The organism is Janthinobacterium sp. SUN033, from assembly GCF_030397595.1.
Lineage (GTDB): Bacteria > Pseudomonadota > Gammaproteobacteria > Burkholderiales > Burkholderiaceae_D > Janthinobacterium > Janthinobacterium kumbetense.
In genome coordinates this window covers 264,465-282,189 of sequence record NZ_JAPQNV010000003.1, presented here as the reverse complement: position 1 = coordinate 282,189, position 17,725 = coordinate 264,465, and the positions used below count along the sequence as shown (strand labels likewise).

The following is a 17,725-nucleotide window of genomic DNA, read 5'->3' as shown; positions in this document are numbered from 1 at the left end:
TTATTTTCTCCGCTTTCTCTTTCCTGAAACTGCTTTGCTTGATTTATTCTTGTTCTCTTGCTGTTCTTGTTGATCGACTGGTTTTTTAGACGTTGCTTTTTCGAGGCTTCTACGTCCTTTGTCTATGCGATCAATTTCTATATAGTTGAATGTGTCGCTTATTCCATGAGTTTCTTTGTGTTTGTCATGTATTTTTATATTGTAATGATCACCTGACGCGAGTAATTCCAATGTCGCTGCAAGATGGTCGACAACTCCAGGTGCTGCTGCTAACTTGAGCTTGCCATGCGGGTGTGCCGCCGTCACGAACGGATTAGAGAGTGCGGTGCTTCCCAGTATTAGATATGTCCAGCGATTTTTTAAATTTTCAACGGATTGCATGGCACCGTTTTTGGTGCTGTTGGTAAGCCATTTTTTCCCCATCTGCGTGCCCTTTATACGTTCACCGAGCAAAGTCCATAACATCAGCTCTCTGTCGTTGAGGGATGCCGGGGGGTGTGGGATATTGCCACGTTCCACTTCCTTTTGCAGCCGCTGGAACAGTGTGTAGGCACTGCTACTGAATTTTGCTTCGATGAAATGGAAAGTGTCGCTATTTGTCTGCCAGATGGTATCCACACCATTTTGTAGCATTTTTTTTAAGTCTTCGGGTACAAGCTCTGTCGGGCGTTTGTGTGCGTTATCGGGACCGACAACGCGCGGGTAGTCAAAGCGCCATTTTCCATTGACGTTACCGTGCGGCCAGGCGGTGGCTTTTTTAAGCACGTGTTCCATATGATAATAATCTGCCATATGCTCGCCGATGAGTCCCTTTGGCCCGAATGGCACTTTGGACAGCAATTCGCGAATCGGCCGCGACGTATTCTTCACCGGTGCAGTGCCGCCGTCGCTGCTCTGGCGGTGCGAGTCGTCCACGGGTTTGTGTTCCTTGCCCTTGCCCGGCGAGTCCCGTTCTTTGGTTTTTGCTTTGGTATCCACGCCCTTGGTTTTTTTATCGGTGCTGATTGTGGGCGACTTGAACTGGGCGTGGGCGCTGTGCGGATGTGTGTTGCCGGGCTTGTGATTGTGCCTGGCTGCCGTATTGGCGCCGGTGCCGGCGGCGACGGCGATTTTTTTTGCCGCCCATAACGCGTCTTCGCCCAGCATGTCCTCGATCAAGTCCTGCAACGCCTTGGCGCCTTGCGCAATGCCGGCCTTGAGAGGGCCGCGCACCGCTTCGACTTGCGGCTTCATGTCGCGTGCCAAATGCTGCAAGTCCGACGGCAGCCACCAATGGCTGGTCGACAGGTAGCCGAGCAATTGCACGCAGTTGTCCAGCGCGCTCATGGCCGTGCTGATTGCCAGCTGGGTGTTTTGCGCCCACTGGAAGGTTTTCAGGAATTTGATCGCGGCGCCCTTGCTCTTGCCCAGCATGGCTTCGATCATGACATTGCCGCCAGCGGCCGCCGCGCCAACCTCCTTGCGGTACTTGCGCAAAGGCTTGATGATGGTCTTGAACAGGCTGCCGACTTCCGGAATGCAGCCGAACGCCGCCAGCGCCATGTCGACCCAGTCATCGCGGGTCGCGCGCGACACGCCTTTCCTGCCGACCCGGTAGATCATGCCCGAGACATCGCGCACATCCATCACTTGGTCAACCACGGGGATCAGGGAAATGGCGCCGCCGACGATCATGGCGGCCTTGCCCTGGTCATCCTCGAAGTCGCCCAGGATCAGGTCCTTGAAAAACTCTACAATCTCATCGACAAAGTTCTGGCTCATGGTTGGGGATCCGGTTTACTGCTTTTCCTGGCCGCTTCCAGCAATGCGGAAGCCTGTTTCAGCTGCTGCCTCGCTTGCTGCAGACGGGGTTCCGCTACCAATGGCGGCGCTACCCAGTCGCGCTGGTCCTCGCCATATTCAATGTGATATGCGCCGGGAGGAATGTTTTCGAGGCGGGCATGGCCCTTGTCGTTGAGCAATCCACTGAGTGAAGTACCATTGGCGAACGTGATTTTGTAGGGGGAGTTAATGACAGGTTCGAGATCGCCATAATGCAGGTTCAGTTCGACTGTCCGGCCCAGGTCGGCCGCATTCGGCATCGCCGGCAAGGTGGGCTGGCTGCTCGCCGCCCCCGTCAATTCCTTCATGCTGGCGTTGAAATCGATCTTGCCCGGGCCATGCAGCATGATGTTGCCACCTTCGAGGCGGATGTACGCGCCCTGGGCCGTCATCAGGATGTGCTGCTTGGCCGCCGCCGTGACGCTCTTGGCGGTGCTGCTGACGGTGATGGCCTTGTCGGCCGTCAGCCGTGTCGCATCGGACTGGCTTTGACTGCTGACCTTGCCGCTGGCCGCATGCAGGCGGATGCCGGTTTCCTGGTTGGGCTTATCCTTGCTGCTGGTCTTGCCATAGGTGAACAGGCTGATGCCTTTGCCCAGCGCGTACAGGCTGTTGCCCTGCGCGGCAAAGTTGAGATCCGCGCCCGCCGCCAGACTGCCATTGCCGCCGGCGACCAGCACGGCGTTGGCCGGCGTGGTGGCGGCGATGCCGGACGGACTGGATAATTGCAGCTGCGGGTCGCCATACGCACTGGCCTGGCCTTCGCCGCCCGCCGCCTGCTGGCCCTGGCCCGCAGCGGCGGCGCCCTCGGCCGTCGCGCCCAGGACATCGATGCTGTGCTGCATCTGGGCGAGGGCGGGGAGCTGGGCGGCTGGCGCAGGCGTCTCCGCCTGGTCCTGCGTGGCAGCGGAAGCTGGCGCGGCCGCACCGGCTGTGGCCGGGCTGGGCATTTCGAGCGCGAAATGTTTTTGCGCCTGCTCGGCCAGCGAGGTCTGCAGTTGCAAGCTTTGCCTGAGCTGTTCCAGCGCTTCCTGCGCATCCATCTGGCTGCCGCCGGCATCGCGGCCATGCGCCGACAGCAGCATGCCCGCTCCCGCGCGCAGGGCGGCGCTGTGTTCTGTTTTCAGCTCGGCGCCAAAGCCGGACGGCGCCAGCCGCTGGTTGTCGCTCTGGTGGCGCAAATGGCCCAGGTTCAGTTCGGCCGTTCCCTGGTGAGGGCCGGCGTGGCGCTGCAAGGCGACGCGGCCCTGGCCCGGGCTGTCGTCGAACACCAGCTGGCTGTAGGCGCCGCCGCCGCCCTGGCTTGCCTGCATGGCTTGCGTCTTGATGCCGGACAAGGCCGCCGGGTGGGCATGGGCGCCGGCCTGGCCGGGAAACCAGGCCGGCGCGTTGCCCGTCGCCGCGCCCGTGCCCTGGCTGACCTGGTTGTTTTGCGCGTCGGCCTGGCCGCGGCCGTTGTACAGCGTGCCGATGACGACGGGGCGGTCGATATTGCCTTCCAGGAAATCGACGAGCACTTCCTGGCCCACGCGGGGCAGGGCGTTGCTGCCCCAGTTGGCGCCGGCGACGGGGGCCAGCGGCGTGGCGACCCTGACCCAGGTGCCGGCGCTATCGTCGCCGGGGGCGCCCGTGTGGCCGTCGGCGGCCGGATGCGCCAGGCGGCTATGGCTTTGCGCTCCCCGCTGCCAGTGGAATTGCACCTTGATGCGGTGGTCACGGTCCGTATGCAGCTGGACGCCGGCAGGGCCGACGACGATGGCGGTCTGCTGGCCCATGATGCTGGGGCGCGGATGCAGCAGTTGCCCATGCTGGTCGGCATAGCTGCTGCGGTAGGGGATCTTGCTGCGGATGGCGTCGATGCGGTTGCGGTAGGGCGGGCGTTCGCCGATGGTGTCGCCGACGGCATGCAGGCTGCCGGCCGCTTCGTCGCCGATCAGCGCGTCGAGCAAGCCCTTGCCGAAGCGCTGCAGCAGTCCGCCGCCCAGCTCCGCATCGAGGTTGTTATGCATCAAGTGCACCGTGCGGGTGACGAGGAAGGTCGCCGCGTCGCCATCGCCCGCCGCGTCCGTTTGCGCCTGGCCGCTCAGGGTGAACGTGGTGCCGGGCGCCAGGGTGCGCACGGTGCCGGCGCCGGTAAACACTTCCCTGGCCGCCGTCAGCGCCTGCAACTGGCGCTCGGCAAGCCGTTGTCCGTGCTCGCGCGACGGGTAGGCATAGGCGCCGGGAGCGTCGTGGCTGACCAGCGCCATCGTCCCGTCCCTGGCGCCAGCGGCGCTGATGGGGCGCTGGCCCAGCGCGCGGTAATCCCAGCTCGACAGTTCGATGCCGTTGGTTTGCTGGCGCAGCTGCATGCGCCAGCGGTCCATCGTGTCTTGCGGCATGACGGCGCCTGGCTGGCTGTAGGCGATGCTGGCCTGGGCGTTGGGCTTGAAGCTGCCGTTGTGGTCGGCGATGACGAGGGTATGGCTGCCCAGGCTGGCGCTGCCCGCATCGCCCGTGTGTTCCGCATAATAAAACAGCCCTTCCTCGCTCATCAGCCGTTCCGCAAAGGCCCAGTCGCTTTCCTGATACTGGCTGCAGATGCTGCGTTTCGGATAGGCCGCGCGGTCGAGCAGGTCGAAGCGCCAGGCGGGCGCCAGCATGCCCTGGCCCTGGTAGCGGGCGAAGACGACTTCGAGGATGTCCGGTACCGCCAGGTCCTGGAAGACGCGGCTGTCGCGGCCGTGCGCCAGGAAGGCCGTCCACGGCTGCATGGTCAGGTTGTAGCGGGCAAAGCCGCCATTCGCGCCCGCCAGTTCGACGGCGGTGATGTGGCCGTGGAACGGGCGCCAGTCCTCGGTGCCGGCGGCCGTGCGCAATTCCAGCAGGATGGGCTGGCCGATCAGCGACTTGAGGGGAATGGCTGCGTCGAGCGACAGGGCGGCGATATTGAAGACATAGCCCAGTCCCAGGCCTTCCTCGCCGCGCACGCATTCGGCCAGCAGCTTGTCCGGGCCCAGGGGTGTGTTCAGCTTCAGCAGGCGCGTGGCCTGGCTGAAGCCGTTGGCGACGGGTGACGTAGCAGGTGACGGCGACGCGCTTGCTTGGACCGGTTCGGACATTGATTGGAACTCCGTGTGGAGAAATGAGCGTACTTGCAATTAATTCAATGACTTGCTTATAAGATTACACCTTAGAAATAGTGATTTAACAAGCGCGATTCAATTGAATCGTGCGGCAGGCCGGGTCGTGCGCGGGCCGTGCGGGCCGTTTTTGCCCCTTCTGCTAGAGTGCGGCTCTTGCCAATTCCACCATTGCAAAAAATACTGCGAAATATTACTTAAAAGCAATAATGTGGCGTGCCGTGCCTGTTTTTCGGCAGCCGTCCCCCGTGAACCGGAGCAAGAATGAATACAATGAAATACGCGGCTGCCGCCGTGCTGTGTGCCAGCCTGTCGCCCCCCATGGCGACGGCATCCCCCGTCGAACCACCGTTTCTCGATGTGCTCGTCCATCAGTACGCCAGTTGCGTCCAACCCGCCTATCACCAGGCCGAGCTGCGGGTACAGGACGGGACTGGGCGCTACCAGATCGACGTCAAGGGCGAGGCTTACACGGTCGAACTGCAGGAACGCATGGGCTTTTCGCTGCAGGCGGGCATTGACGGTCCCGTGGCAGCCGTCGTCAAGCTGGACCGGCCGCCAACGGGGCAGTTCGGGGAGCAGGCGCGCTGGCGCGAACGCTGGCTGCGCGATGTGGCCGAGCGCAGCGGCGTGGCGCTGGAAGAGCGGGCGCTGGCCGGTGGCGCGCGCCTGCTGATCGTGAACAAGGGCGAGATCAAGGGCAATTATGTGGGCCAGTCCCTGCTGATCGATCCGGCGCGGCTGCTGTTCATCGATGTGGCGTGGCCGAACACGCTGGGGATCTATCGTGGCCCCGACGGCTTGCGGCATGTGGGGCAGGTGCAGGACGACGTATGGCAGCGCCTGCTGTCTTGTCCGCCGGCTGTGTGACGCTGGCGGCTACCGCATACCCCTACTGCGCGCACGCGCATAGACAAATAATAATGATTCTCATTTATAATTCGAATCCATAGGGGTGCGATGGGCTGGCGCCATGGCGCCACGGTCGGTGAAGGAGGGCATGATGGGCAGTGTGTATGGCAACGAAGACATGATCGCGCACGAGCATCGCGTGCTGATGGGGGAATATGGCCGCGCGCAGGCGCGCTGCAGTGCGCAACTGGCTGCGCAGGCGGCCCGCATCGCGCAGCTGGAGTCGGAATTGATGCGCGCGCGGGCGCAGGTTGTGATCCGCGATACCCGGCTGGCGCTGGCGCGCGACGAGCTGGCCGAACTGGCGGCCAGCGTGCCGGGCTTGCCGACGCGCGCCCGGCTGGCCCGCCGGGTCGAGTGGCTCGGTGAACGGGTGCAGGACCTGATGCGCGAATTGCTGCGCCTGCAGTGGCTGCCCGCGCCTTCCGCCGTGCCCGTGCCTGCCTTGCAGGCCGACGTGCGCGAAAAAGCCGTGCTATATGTAAGCAACTATTCAAGCCTGGAGCTTGGCCAGGACGCGGGTGGCGCCAACGTGGCGCAGCAAGCCATCGAGCAGGCCGGCGGGCGCTTCCTGCACCATGCCGGTGGCGACGATGGCGCCGACGATGCGGCGGCGCTGGAGGCGGGCCTGGTGGCGGCCGACCTGGTGATTTGCCAGACGGGCTGCGTCAGCCACGACGCCTACTGGCGCGTGCACGACCACTGCAAGCGCACGGGCAAGCAGTGCGTGCTGGTGGACCAGCCGCAAGCCATGCATTTCGTGCGCAAGGAAGCATTGGCCGCTTCTTAACCCCCGCTTAATCCGCATCGGGCAGAATGGCCGTCCATTCGACGTTATAGAGAGCGCCCATGCTGTCCCTGCAAATCGGCCCCCTGGCCCTGCCTACGGGCCTGGTCCTGCTGATCGTTTCCCTGTGCGTCGCCTACGGCGCGGCGTGGTCGCTACGGCGTTATCGCCAACTGCCGGACGCCGGTCCCCTCGTTTCCGACATGCTGATGGCCGGCCTGCTGGCGGCGCGGCTGGCATTCGTCTTGCGCTGGCACGAACAGTATTTCAGCTCCCCCTTGGCGGCGCCCTGGTCCATCCTCAACATCCGCGATGGCGGCTTTATGGCGCCGGCCGGCATCGCCGCCGCGCTGGCCATCGCCGCGTGGCGCTGCCGGCGTCCCGCCATGGCGGCCATGCGCCGGCCTCTCGCCATCAGCGTGGCGTCGGGTGCGCTGGCATGGGGCGTGCTGAGCGCGGGGATCTCGCTGGCCTACGACAAGCCGGCGGCCTTGCCGGCCGTGGTGCTGCAGGCGCTCGACGGCGCGCCGGTGACCCTGGCGGCGCTGGCCGGCGGCAAGCCGCTGGTGGTCAATCTGTGGGCCAGCTGGTGCCCGCCATGCCGGCGCGAGATGCCCGTGCTGGCCGCCGCGCAGCAGGCGCGCACCGATATCGTCTTCGTGTATGCGAACCAGCGCGAGGATGCGGCTGCGGCCAGCGCTTTCCTGGACAGGAGCGGCGTGACCCTGCGCAATGTGCTGCTCGACAGCGAGGCGGCGCTGGGCAAGGCGGCCGGTTCCTCGGCCCTGCCCACCACCCTGTTCTATGACGCGCAGGGGCGCATGGTCGATACGCACCTGGGCGAATTGTCCGACGCTTCGCTGGCCAGCAAGCTGCGCAAGATCGCCCCGGCGCCATAGCGCCTGTTCCAGCCTGAATGAGCCGCCCATCCGCGAGGATGCGCGGCTTTTTTTACGCCTTGCCGCACGCGGCGCGCTTTCTGATAGTATACCCCCCTATAGTATTTATCGGAGTGGAACCATGGGACACACGGCGCACAACAAGACCAAGCTGCTGAACAGGATCAAACGCATCAAGGGACAGGTGGAAGGCCTGGAGCGGGGCCTGGAAGAGGGGCGCGACTGCGGCGAAGTGCTGCAGCTGATCGCGGCCGTGCGCGGCGCCGTGAATGGCCTGATGGCCGAAGTTATCGAAGAACACCTGCGCGAGCACGTGGCCAGTCCCGATATCTCCGGCGACGAGCGGGCCAGGGGCGCCGACGATATCGCGGGCATCCTGCGCACCTACCTCAAATAAGGAGCACGTCATGCAAACGCCATCCATCAAGGAAGACCTGTCCGCCTGGCAGCATGAACACGTGTTTGGCGCCGCCAGCGACAAGGCGGAACGCCGCGCGCGCATCGTCATGTGGATCACCCTGGCCACCATGGTGCTGGAAATCGTCGCCGGCTGGTGGTACAACTCCATGGCCTTGCTGGCCGACGGCTGGCATATGAGTTCGCACGCGCTGGCCATCGGCCTGGCCGCGTTTGCGTATGCGGCCGCGCGCCGCTATGCGCGCGACCCGCGCTTTGCCTTCGGCACGTGGAAGATCGAAGTGCTGGCCGGCTACACGAGCGCCATCCTGCTGCTGGGCGTGGCCGTGCTGATGGTGGCCGCTTCCGTCGAGCGCCTGTTTTCGCCGCAGCCCATACACTATCCGCAGGCGATGGCGGTGGCGGCTTTCGGCCTGGCTGTCAACCTCGTGTGCGCGCTGATCCTCGGCGGGCACCACGACCATGGCCACGAACACGGGCATCATGACCATCACGGTCACCATGAGCACCATGGCCACGGCGAAGACTTGAACATGAAGGCCGCGTACATCCACGTGCTGGCCGATGCCGCCACATCCGTCCTGGCCATCCTTGCGCTGGCCGGCGCGTGGGCTTACAGCTGGAGCTGGCTCGATCCCGTGATGGGCATCGCGGGCGCCGTGCTGGTGGCCCTGTGGGCGAAAAAGCTGATGCAGGAGACGGGAAAGGTCTTGCTGGACCGCGAGATGGACCACCCCGTGGTGGATGAAATCCGGGAAGCCGTGGAAGTGGAAAGCGCCGGCGATACGCCGCGCGTCGTCGACCTGCACGTGTGGCGGGTCGGCAAGCAGCTGTATTCATGCGCCCTGTCCGTCGTCAGCCGCGACGCCAGCCTGACGGCGGCCGAACTGCGCGCGCGCATCGGCATCCACGAAGAAATTGTCCACAGCACCATCGAGATTATTCGCCGCCATTGATAATGATGGCGAAAAAAGCAAGCTGATGCGGGGCGTAGGCAGTATAATGTCGGCTTTTACAGCACGCGCTGTTCACCAGACAGAGAAGAAAATGAGCACATTACCACCATGCCCGCAATGCCAATCCGAATTCACGTATGAAGACGGCAGCCAGTTGATCTGCCCTGAATGCGCGCATGAATGGTCGGCCACGGCTGCAGAAGCGGCGGAAGAGGGCGCCAAGGTGTACCGCGATTCGGCCGGCAATATCCTGCAGGACGGCGACACGGTCAGCGTCATCAAGGACTTGAAATTGAAGGGCGGCGGCGGTGTCGTCAAGATGGGCACCAAGGTCAAGAACATCCGCCTGGTCGACAGCGACCACGATATCGATTGCAAGATCGACGGCTTCGGTTCCATGAGCCTGAAAACCGAGTTCGTGAAAAAGGTCTAAGCCTTTTCCTTGCCATTCGCGGCGCGCCTCGCATTCCTGCCGGCGCGCCGTTTTTTATTCAGAATCCATGCAAATCGATCATCTCCGCCAGCGCCTGCGCGCCCTGGGCGCCAAGCCCCTGCACGAACAGCGCGTGCTGCGCGACTGGATACAGGCACAGCCGCACGATCAGGGCCGGCGCCGCGCCGAGGATTTTTTGCCGCTGCCCGTGCGTGAGGCCTTGCCCGCGCTCGACCTGGAATTGCAGGGCATGCTGAAATTGCTCAGCACCCACCCGGGCGCCGACGGTTCCGCGCGCCTGCTGGTGGGGTTGCACGATGGCCAGACGGTGGAGAGCGTGCTGCTGCCGCGCGATGGCTTGTGCGTGTCCAGCCAGGTCGGTTGCGCCGTCGGCTGCCAGTTCTGCATGACGGGCCGCGACGGCTTGATCCGGCAGGTGACCAGTGGAGAAATTGTCGCGCAGGTGGTGCTGGCTCGTACCTTGCGCCCCGTGAAAAAAGTCGTCTTCATGGGCATGGGCGAACCGGCGCATAACCTGAACAACGTGATGGAAGCGATCGACCTGCTGGGCACCGAGGGCAATATCGGCCACAAGAACCTCGTGTTTTCCACCGTGGGCGACCCGCGCGCCTTCGAGCGCCTGCCGCAAGGTCGCGTCAAGCCGGCGCTGGCCCTGTCCCTGCATACGACGAAGCGAGAGCTGCGCGAGCAGCTGCTGCCGCGCGCGCCCAGGCTCACCCCGCAGGAACTGGTGGACTTCGGCGAGTCGTATGCGCGCCTGACCGGTTACCCGGTGCAGTACCAGTGGACCCTGATGGAAGGCGTCAACGATGGCGAGGACGAGATGGATGGCATCGTTGAACTCTTGAAGGGGAAATATGCGGTGCTGAACATGATCCCGTATAACACCATAGCCGACTTGCCGTTCCAGCGCCCCAGCTGGGAAAAGGCACGGGCGATCTCCGCCGCCCTGCACGCGCGCGGCGTGCTGACCAAATTGCGCGATTCGGCCGGGCAGGACGTGGAGGGCGGCTGCGGACAGTTGCGGGCGCGCGAAGCGAAGGGCAGGGTCATTTCCATCCGCGCCGGCGTCTAGACACCACCCAGCAAGTCGTTTTCATTCAGGATTGCAAAGGCGATTTCGGGATGCGCGGCCAGGCAGCGGCGCACGGCGGCCGGAATGGCGGCGCGCGTCTTGCGGCACAGGCCGGGCTGCTCCAGCAGGCGGATATGGAAGCCGCGCACAGTGCGCACTTCGCCGCTGCCCGGTGTAATCTGCAATTCCACGCCCAGGTTGTCGCGCAAGCGCTGCTGCAGCTTCCGCAACTGCGCATGGGTGGCGATGCCCTCGATATGCGCGAGCAGGCGCTTTTCTTCCGTCAGGTTCAGGCGCAGGATGGAAACGTCTGCCTGCGGATCGTCGAGCAGGCGCTCGCGTTCGCAGTCGCACAACTGCGGCGGACACTCCTTGCGGATTTCAAAGTCGACGATGCGCATACGCGGCTTCCAATGGCGATCCCGGATAAATCAAGTATCGTCCGCCACCTGGCGCCTGTCAATCAGCGCGGGCTGACGATCAGGCGCCAGCGGATCGGCCCCTGCTCGCTGTTGTGCTGGTGGTGGTTTTGCGGCGGCATGACGTGGCCTTCCGTCGAGACGATTTCGTGCGCGCAGCCGTCGCAGCGGTAGATGCCCGAATACGGCACGGCGTCGCCCGGTGACGTCAGTTCATCGAAACGCGGGTGCATGGAGCGGGCCACGTAGCTCGGGTTCTTGTAGTCGGCCATGGATTCCTCGGGAAGTGGGCAGGCCCCATTCTGGCACACAATCGCGCGCGGGCTTGACCGCGTGTATTGGCGCGCGCGCCGCCCTGTGTTGTAATGTTGATCATCCCGATTGAACACGCTAGGCCATGAGAACCCGCATCAAGATTTGCTGTATCGCTTCCATCGACGAAGCGCAACTGGCCATTGCCGCCGGCGCCGACGCGCTGGGCCTGGTGGCGGCCATGCCGTCCGGCCCTGGCCCGATTCCCGATGCGCGCATCGCGCAAATCGCCGCCTGGACGCCGCCGCCCGTGGCCACGTTCCTGCTGACGTCCGAGACGACGGCGCCAGCCATCGCAGAACACGTGCGCGCCACGCAGCCGTCCACCGTGCAGATCGTCGGGCATATCGACCCGGGCGAGGTGGCCGAACTGGCGCGCTTGCTGCCGCACGTGCGGCGCGTGCAGGTGATCCACGTGGAGGGGCCCGAGGCTTTGGCGCTGATTCCCGCCTATGCGCCCCACGTCCATGCGTTTTTGCTCGACTCCGGCCGTCCCGGCGCTGCCGTGCCTGAACTGGGCGGCACGGGCCGCACGCATGACTGGAGCATCAGCGCGCGCTTCGTGCGCGCCAGCCCCCGTCCCGTCTTCCTGGCCGGCGGGCTGGACGCCACCAACGTGATGGAGGCGCTGCGCCAGGTGCGCCCCTACGGCATCGACCTGTGCTCGCGCGTGCGCACGGATGGCCAGCTCGACGTCATGAAGCTGGCCTTGCTGATGGCGGCCGTGCGTGACGCGGATGCGGTGCTGTACGCGGAAGGTTAATCGGCCGGCAGCTTGGCCATCTCGCGCACGAATGCCTCGGTAAACGCGGCCACCATGCCGCCGGCCGCGCGCGGCGAGATCAATCCCACGATGGAATGCGATTCCTCGTCCGGCAGGGCGATAAAACGCACGCCGGGCGGCGCCACCAGGCGCATGCTGTCCGGGACGATGGCGATGCCCATGTTCGCTTCGATCAGGTTTAGCTGTGAAGTCTTGCGCGACAGGGCGCGCGCCGCCTTCGGGAAGAATCCCTGCGCCAGGCACAGGCCCGCCACCAGGTAGCTGAGGCCTCCCCGGTCCTTGTGCGGGATCGAGACGAAGGCTTCGTCGCGCAGGGCGGCGATCGTCGTGCGTTCCAGCGCGGCCAATGGCGACATCGCTGACACGGCCACCACCAGCTTTTCCGCGTACAGTTCGCGTACGACGATGTTGGCATGCTTGCGCAAGGTGGGCAGGCGCACGAGGCCCAGGTCGGCGCGGCCTTCCTCGATGTCTGCCGCCTGGTTTTCCGACGATCCCTTGGAAATATCCAGCGAAACGCCGGGGAACTGCGCCAGCAGGCGGTTCAGTACGGCGCCGATGGCGGGTGTGAGGGTGACGGAACTCGAATGCAGCAGGCGGATGATGCCTTGCGCCCCTTGCCCCACGTGGCGGGTCTGGCGCACGGTTTCGTCGATATCTTCGAGGATGCGTTTGGCCCGCTCATAAAAGACCTGTCCCGCAGGCGTCAGTTCGATATGGCGCGCGTCGCGCGTCAGCAGCAGCGTCTGCACCTCGCCCTCCAGCTCCTTGATTTGCCGGCTCAGGGCCGATTGCGCGATATATAATTTTTCCGCCGCGCGCGAGTAGCTGCCCGCATCGACGACTTCGACAAAATAGCGGAACTGTCTGATGGAAATCAATCGTATGCCTTTTCGAGATCGGAGACTGCCTGATTTGATATTAGCCTGGCCCCGGGGTTCGCGTTACAGTGGCCTGGTCTGCTGTCACTGCAAAGGAATGGCCATGCTGGAATTGATCGGGGTGCTGGGACTGCTCGTCAGTATTATCGTAAAACTGATTTTCGTCCAGATCGGCGGGGCGGCCGAGGGCAAGGAAGACTAGTATGCCAGGGTCGCCACGTATGGAGCCGCCAAGCTCAAAGCTTGCGGGCGGCAAGCTGGCGCAGCTCCGTCCCATTCCGCCAGCGGCAAACCCGCGCACTTGAGCGCCGCCTCGCGCGCCGTCCACGCTTGCGCCAGGGCCAATGGGCGTTGAGCATCGGGCAATGAAGCCAGCTCCTGTGTCACCTGCGGCCCCAGGTAATCGCGCGCCAGATTGCACCAGTCGGCAATAGCCTGCACCCGCATCACGTCAAGGCCGACTGGGCCGTGCAGATGGACGGCGGCCAGCGAGATGCCCTCGTCATGGGTCAATGACAAACCCGCAGGGCGGCCGGCCAGCAGCAGGCGCGGGGCCTGGCCAGGCGTCGACTCCACCGAAATCGCCTCGATGTCCAGCTTCAGCCACTGGGCTAGCGCCTCGCGCACGGCGGCGCGGATGCGCAAGCGGGCATCGGCGCGCGGCAGCACGGCGCCGATGCTGATCACCAGCACGCCGTCTCTTGAGAAGAGCACCGTACGATTCATCGACTGCGATCAGCTGCGCAGCGGCGCGGCCGGGCAGCCCGCCCAGTTGCTGCCGGCGGGGATGTGCTCACCCTTCATTACCAGGGTCAACGGCCCCAGGCGCGCATTGTCGCCCACCTTGGCGCTGTACAGCACGGAGCTGCGCGGGCCCATGTAGACGCGCTGGCCGATTTCCACGTGGTCGATCTTCATCACGCGGTCTTCGAACAGATGCGTTTGCGGGCAGGTGAGGGCGTTCAATTCGCTGTAGTCGCCGATGTGCACGCAGTCGAATTCCGTGATGTCCGTCGTGTCCATGTAGACGCCGCGGCCGATCTTGCAGCCGAACAGGCGGAAGGCGAGAGGCAGCCACGGCGTGCCGCGCAGGTAGCGCATGAAGTTGGGCACGGCGATGCCTTCGTACAGATTCGTCACGCCTTCGGAAATCCACACGAACGGCGTCCACATGGGCGCCGCGTGTTTGCGGTAGCGTCCCAGCAGCAGCCACTTGAACAGCACCACCACCAAAAAATTGCCGATGCCGTAGGCAATGCCGGCGATCGCCAGGTCGCTGACCACTTCGCCCCAGCGCCCGGCGCCCGCGATCGGCATCACGTCCAGCACCAGGGTATAGCCGACGGCGATCACCACCGCGTGCGGCGCGACGATGCGGAAGGCTTCGATCAGGCTGCGGCCCAGGCGGCGCAACAGCGATGGCTTGAACGTCAGGTGCTCGGCAAAGCCGCTGACCTGTTCACGCGCGGGCAGGTGCATGGGCGGGGAGCCCAGCCAGGTGTCGCCGCTGTGCATCTGCTCATTGCGCGGCGCATGCGTGTGCACGCCGATCAGCACGTGTTCGGGCAGCACGGTGCCATCCGGGATATAGCTGCCGTTGCCGACGAAGCTGCGGTGCGAGATGACGGTGGGGCGCATGGTCATCCAGCCGCCGTCGATCTGCTCGTCGCCCAGCATGACGGCATCGGCGATGAAGGTGTCGTCGCCCAGGGTCAGCATGTCGGGCACCACGCCCAGCGCCGTGGAAATCTCCGCGCCCTTGCCCACCTTGGCGCCCAGCAGGCGGTACCAGTAGGGCGCGTAGACGGTGGCGTAAATGCCGTGCAGGACGTTCAGGCTCGATTCCTGGATATGGCTGACCAGCCACTTGGCGCAATAGATATTGCTGTGGACGGGCGAGCTGCCCGGCTTCAAACGGGGCAGCGCGCCCCAGCGGATGGCGGCCGACAGCAGGGCCGTGAGCACGATCAGCACGGCGCTGGCGGGGAAGGCCAGCAGGAAGTAGCGGGCCAGCTGGGTCGTCACGTCGCGTCCCTGCAGCCACGGCATCATTTCGCGCTCGTCGAACCAGTCGATCAGCACGAAGCTGGGGAAGACGGGCATGAAGAACAGTACGGCGATGAGGACCATGCCGAAGCAGAAGAACAGGGTTTCGCCCGGCAGGCGCAGGCGCGAGACGGCGGGGCGCGGCGGCTGGCTGGCCATGTCAAACGGGCCGATATCGCGCGCGGGCGAGCCAGTCCAGACCCTGCTGGCGGGTACCGCCGCGCCATCGGCCAGCGCCGATTGTCCCTCCAGGTGGCCAAACGCGCCCACGCTGGTATTGCCTTCCAGGATAGCATAAGAGCTGATGCAGGCATCGTCGCCGATGCTGATCCGGCCCAGCAGCAAACGGCCCCGTTCCACGCGGGCGTTTTCAAAGTTGACGGCATTGCCCACGCTGACGTTGTCGCCGATGGACAGCAGGTCGGGCGCGCGCAGGGTCATCGAGCCGATCACGACTTCCTTGCCCACCTTGGCACCCAGCGCCCGCAGCCACCAGCTGTTCAGCGACGAGCCGCTGAGCAGGTAGGCGGGCGCCGATTCGACCAGGCGGTCGGCCAGCCACCAGCGGTAATACGTGACGCCCCACAGCGGATAGCTGCCCGGCTTCAAACGCCCGGCGATCAGCCACTTGCCGGCGATCGCGATGGCAAATTCGGCCAGGGTCGCGAGCAAAAACACGCCGATCGAGGCGGCGATGGCGCGCGGCACGGTGTCGCCCGTGTCGCCCGTGAAGAAGTGGTAGGTGAAGAAGGGCGCCATCCATTGCGCCATGCGCAGGGTGACGAGGCCCGGCACGGCGGCCGCCTGGGCCGCGCCGCAGATCCAGCGCTTCAGGGTGGATGGCGGCGTCCAATCCGCTTCCGGCGTGGCCAGCGCGGGCGCCTCGTTCAGGACGGCGGCGATCTTGCCGATCTGCCGGTTCTGGTAAATGTCGCGCACCGTCATGTGGGCGTAGGCCGGATCGGCGCGCAGGGCGGACGCCAGGCGCGCGGCCAGGAAGGAGTGGCCGCCAAGGTCGCTGAAGAAGTCCAGCTGGCGCAAGATCGCCTGGCCGGGGAACAGCTTGGCCAGCGCCGCGAACAGGGCCGCTTCGGCCGGCGTTTCCGGCACGTCCGATTCACCCGCCTCGCCGGCCGGTGGCGCGGACAGGGGCATGGCCTTCAGGGCCTTCCTGTCGATCTTGCCCGAAGTGAGGCGCGGCATCAGCGGCAGCAATTCAAAACGGCCAGGCACCATGTAGGGCGGCAGGTGCAGGTTCAGCGCAGTGCGCAGGGTTTTTGCCGTCAGGGCGTCCTCGGGCGCCTCGTCGCTGCCGACGATATACGCCACCAGCTGGTCGATGCCGTCGTCCTTGCGCAGCAACACGGCCACCGTGCCCACGCCGGCCTGCTGCGCCAGCACGGCTTCGATCTCGCCCAGCTCCACGCGGAAGCCGCGTATCTTCACCTGGTCGTCGGCGCGGCCCAGGCACAGCACCTGGCCGTCCGCATCGATGCGCGCCAGGTCGCCCGTGCGGTACAGGCGCGCGTCATCGTCGCTGGTCGCCCAGGGATTGGGCAGGAATTTTTCCACCGTCAGGTCGGGCCGGCCCAGGTAACCTTCGGCCAGGCCGGGGCCGATGATGCACAATTCTCCCGTCTCGCCGCGAGGCAGCAGGGCCAGGGGACGGTTTTCTCCCGGCTCGGCCACTTGCAGCACCAGCAAACCATAGTTGGGCAGCGGCGTGCCGATGGTGACGGGTTCGCCGGGCCGCAATCGCGCCAGGCTGCACGAGACGGTTGCCTCCGTGGGACCATAGGTGTTGAACATGGCGCGGCCCGGACGCGACCAGCGCTCGACCAGGGACTCGGGGCACATCTCGCCGCCCAGGTTGATCAGGCGCAGGCTCGGCACGTCCTCGGCGAACAGGGCCAGCAAGGTCGGCACCGCGTGCAGCACGGTGACCTGGTTGGCGGCCAGCGCGCGCGGCAAGGCTTCCGGGTCGCCCGAGATATCCTTGGGGCCCAGCCACAGGGTGGCGCCCACCAGGTAGGCGATCCAGATTTCCTCGAACGACATGTCGAAGGCGACGGAAAAGCCCTGGTAGACGGTGTCGTCCTGCGTCACTTCCAGCACGGCGTTTTCGCTGCGCAGGAAGTGGCAGATGCTGCGTTGATTGATCAGGATACCCTTCGGTTTGCCCGTGGAACCGGACGTGTAGATCACGTACGCCGGGTGGTCGGGCAGCACGGTTGCCCGCGCCGGCAGCACTTCGCCCGGCGTGGCGGGGACCAGCAGGCTTTCCGCCGTCCACACGGGACGCTGGACACCGGCGTCCGCCAGGCGCGGCGCGAATAGCGCGCAGCTGACGACGCCCGCGCCATGGGCGTCATCAAGGCACACTTGCAGGCGCTCGACGGGCGTGTCTTCATCGACGGGCAGCCAGGCGGCGCCCGCCTTGGCGATGGCCGCCTGCATCAACAGCAAATGGGCGCCGCGTGGCAGCCACAGGCCCACGATGTCGCCCGGCTTGACGCCGGCAGCCACCAGGCGCGACGCGGCCAGGCCCGCCTGGGCATCGAGTTGCGCATACGTGATGCGGCGCGCGCCATCGATCAGGGCGATTTGCTGCGGGCAGCGGCGGGCCGTCGCTTCCAGCAGGTCGGCCAGCACTTCCTCGCGCAGCAAATCCGGTCGCGGCGGGCCGTACAGGATGTCGGCATGGGTGGAAGGGGTGCCTGGGCTGGCTGCGGTGAAATCGTTCATGGATGACGCTTATCTGTAATGCGGTGTGAGGAATCTGACGGGCTGCGCGTGGTGCGCAGCACAGTTGATACATTACAGCACGCAAGACATTTCAG

General features: G+C 65.0%; 15 protein-coding genes. 8 read left to right on the top strand and 7 right to left on the bottom strand.

The window, feature by feature from the left end; translation table 11 throughout:
* Positions 1-1,761, bottom strand: a complete 1,761-nt coding sequence (locus tag OX460_RS14340; RefSeq protein WP_289899058.1) for a hypothetical protein — start codon at positions 1,759-1,761, stop codon at positions 1-3.
* Positions 1,758-4,922: a type VI secretion system Vgr family protein gene (tssI, locus tag OX460_RS14335; protein WP_289899057.1), complete on the bottom strand. Its 3,165-nt coding sequence runs from the start codon at positions 4,920-4,922 to the stop codon at positions 1,758-1,760. Before tssI ends, OX460_RS14340 begins: the two co-directional genes overlap by 4 nt.
* A 285-nt stretch (positions 4,923-5,207) precedes the next feature.
* Between tssI and OX460_RS14330 the strand changes: the two genes are divergently transcribed.
* The 7 genes from OX460_RS14330 (at position 5,208) to OX460_RS14300 (ending at position 10,443) form a co-directional block, all read left to right on the top strand.
* Positions 5,208-5,813 carry a hypothetical protein gene (locus tag OX460_RS14330; RefSeq protein ID WP_251351958.1) on the top strand — a complete coding sequence of 202 codons (606 nt, stop codon included), beginning with the start codon at positions 5,208-5,210 and terminating at the stop codon, positions 5,811-5,813.
* A 130-nt stretch (positions 5,814-5,943) separates the two neighbouring features.
* Positions 5,944-6,645, top strand: coding sequence for a DUF2325 domain-containing protein (locus OX460_RS14325; protein ID WP_289899056.1), 702 nt, complete (start codon positions 5,944-5,946; stop codon positions 6,643-6,645).
* 59 nt (positions 6,646-6,704) lie between these two features.
* On the top strand, positions 6,705-7,541 hold the full coding sequence (locus OX460_RS14320; protein WP_289899055.1) for a TlpA disulfide reductase family protein: 837 nt from the start codon (positions 6,705-6,707) through the stop codon (positions 7,539-7,541).
* A 121-nt stretch (positions 7,542-7,662) separates the two neighbouring features.
* Positions 7,663-7,938: a metal/formaldehyde-sensitive transcriptional repressor gene (locus OX460_RS14315; RefSeq protein WP_099664637.1), complete on the top strand. Its 276-nt coding sequence runs from the start codon at positions 7,663-7,665 to the stop codon at positions 7,936-7,938.
* Positions 7,939-7,948: 10 nt separating this feature from the next.
* A complete protein-coding gene (dmeF, locus tag OX460_RS14310) occupies positions 7,949-8,914 on the top strand; it encodes a CDF family Co(II)/Ni(II) efflux transporter DmeF (RefSeq protein WP_251351955.1) in 966 nt (321 codons plus the stop codon).
* A 91-nt stretch (positions 8,915-9,005) separates the two neighbouring features.
* Positions 9,006-9,347 (top strand): zinc ribbon domain-containing protein YjdM, encoded by a 342-nt coding sequence (locus OX460_RS14305; protein WP_077402365.1) that lies wholly within the window; start codon positions 9,006-9,008, stop codon positions 9,345-9,347.
* A gap of 67 nt (positions 9,348-9,414) precedes the next feature.
* Positions 9,415-10,443, top strand: coding sequence for an RNA methyltransferase (locus OX460_RS14300; protein WP_251351954.1), 1,029 nt, complete (start codon positions 9,415-9,417; stop codon positions 10,441-10,443).
* Here the strand turns inward: OX460_RS14300 and OX460_RS14295 are convergent.
* Positions 10,440-10,844 (bottom strand): hypothetical protein, encoded by a 405-nt coding sequence (locus OX460_RS14295; RefSeq protein ID WP_251351953.1) that lies wholly within the window; start codon positions 10,842-10,844, stop codon positions 10,440-10,442. The genes OX460_RS14300 and OX460_RS14295 overlap by 4 nt on opposite strands.
* A 62-nt stretch (positions 10,845-10,906) precedes the next feature.
* Positions 10,907-11,134, bottom strand: coding sequence for a protein L (locus OX460_RS14290; protein WP_099664633.1), 228 nt, complete (start codon positions 11,132-11,134; stop codon positions 10,907-10,909).
* A 125-nt stretch (positions 11,135-11,259) separates the two neighbouring features.
* Here OX460_RS14290 and OX460_RS14285 point away from each other — a divergent pair, with 125 nt between their 5' ends.
* The gene (locus OX460_RS14285) at positions 11,260-11,937 is read left to right on the top strand and encodes a phosphoribosylanthranilate isomerase (protein WP_251351952.1); all 678 of its coding nucleotides are present in this window, start codon (positions 11,260-11,262) and stop codon (positions 11,935-11,937) included.
* Here OX460_RS14285 and OX460_RS14280 read toward each other — a convergent pair.
* The 3 genes from OX460_RS14280 to OX460_RS14270 all read right to left on the bottom strand — a co-directional run bounded on the left by OX460_RS14280 (position 11,934) and on the right by OX460_RS14270 (position 17,630).
* Positions 11,934-12,839 (bottom strand): LysR family transcriptional regulator, encoded by a 906-nt coding sequence (locus OX460_RS14280; protein ID WP_251351951.1) that lies wholly within the window; start codon positions 12,837-12,839, stop codon positions 11,934-11,936. The genes OX460_RS14285 and OX460_RS14280 overlap by 4 nt on opposite strands.
* A gap of 198 nt (positions 12,840-13,037) precedes the next feature.
* The gene (locus tag OX460_RS14275; RefSeq protein WP_251351950.1) at positions 13,038-13,553 is read right to left on the bottom strand and encodes a 4'-phosphopantetheinyl transferase superfamily protein; all 516 of its coding nucleotides are present in this window, start codon (positions 13,551-13,553) and stop codon (positions 13,038-13,040) included.
* Positions 13,554-13,574: 21 nt separating this feature from the next.
* Positions 13,575-17,630, bottom strand: a complete 4,056-nt coding sequence (locus OX460_RS14270) for a Pls/PosA family non-ribosomal peptide synthetase (RefSeq protein WP_289899054.1) — start codon at positions 17,628-17,630, stop codon at positions 13,575-13,577.
* Positions 17,631-17,725 lie beyond the last annotated feature (95 nt).

Excerpts from the sequence above, each read along its gene's own strand:
- OX460_RS14340 (WP_289899058.1), bottom strand. The coding sequence starts at position 1,761 with ATGAGCCAGAACTTTGTCGATGAGATTGTAGAGTTTTTCAAGGACCTG.
- tssI (WP_289899057.1), bottom strand. The coding sequence starts at position 4,922 with ATGTCCGAACCGGTCCAAGCAAGCGCGTCGCCGTCACCTGCTACGTCA.
- OX460_RS14330 (WP_251351958.1), top strand. The coding sequence starts at position 5,208 with ATGAATACAATGAAATACGCGGCTGCCGCCGTGCTGTGTGCCAGCCTG.
- OX460_RS14325 (WP_289899056.1), top strand. The coding sequence starts at position 5,944 with ATGATGGGCAGTGTGTATGGCAACGAAGACATGATCGCGCACGAGCAT.
- OX460_RS14320 (WP_289899055.1), top strand. The coding sequence starts at position 6,705 with ATGCTGTCCCTGCAAATCGGCCCCCTGGCCCTGCCTACGGGCCTGGTC.
- OX460_RS14315 (WP_099664637.1), top strand. The coding sequence starts at position 7,663 with ATGGGACACACGGCGCACAACAAGACCAAGCTGCTGAACAGGATCAAA.
- dmeF (WP_251351955.1), top strand. The coding sequence starts at position 7,949 with ATGCAAACGCCATCCATCAAGGAAGACCTGTCCGCCTGGCAGCATGAA.
- OX460_RS14305 (WP_077402365.1), top strand. The coding sequence starts at position 9,006 with ATGAGCACATTACCACCATGCCCGCAATGCCAATCCGAATTCACGTAT.
- OX460_RS14300 (WP_251351954.1), top strand. The coding sequence starts at position 9,415 with ATGCAAATCGATCATCTCCGCCAGCGCCTGCGCGCCCTGGGCGCCAAG.
- OX460_RS14295 (WP_251351953.1), bottom strand. The coding sequence starts at position 10,844 with ATGCGCATCGTCGACTTTGAAATCCGCAAGGAGTGTCCGCCGCAGTTG.
- OX460_RS14290 (WP_099664633.1), bottom strand. The coding sequence starts at position 11,134 with ATGGCCGACTACAAGAACCCGAGCTACGTGGCCCGCTCCATGCACCCG.
- OX460_RS14285 (WP_251351952.1), top strand. The coding sequence starts at position 11,260 with ATGAGAACCCGCATCAAGATTTGCTGTATCGCTTCCATCGACGAAGCG.
- OX460_RS14270 (WP_289899054.1), bottom strand. The coding sequence starts at position 17,630 with ATGAACGATTTCACCGCAGCCAGCCCAGGCACCCCTTCCACCCATGCC.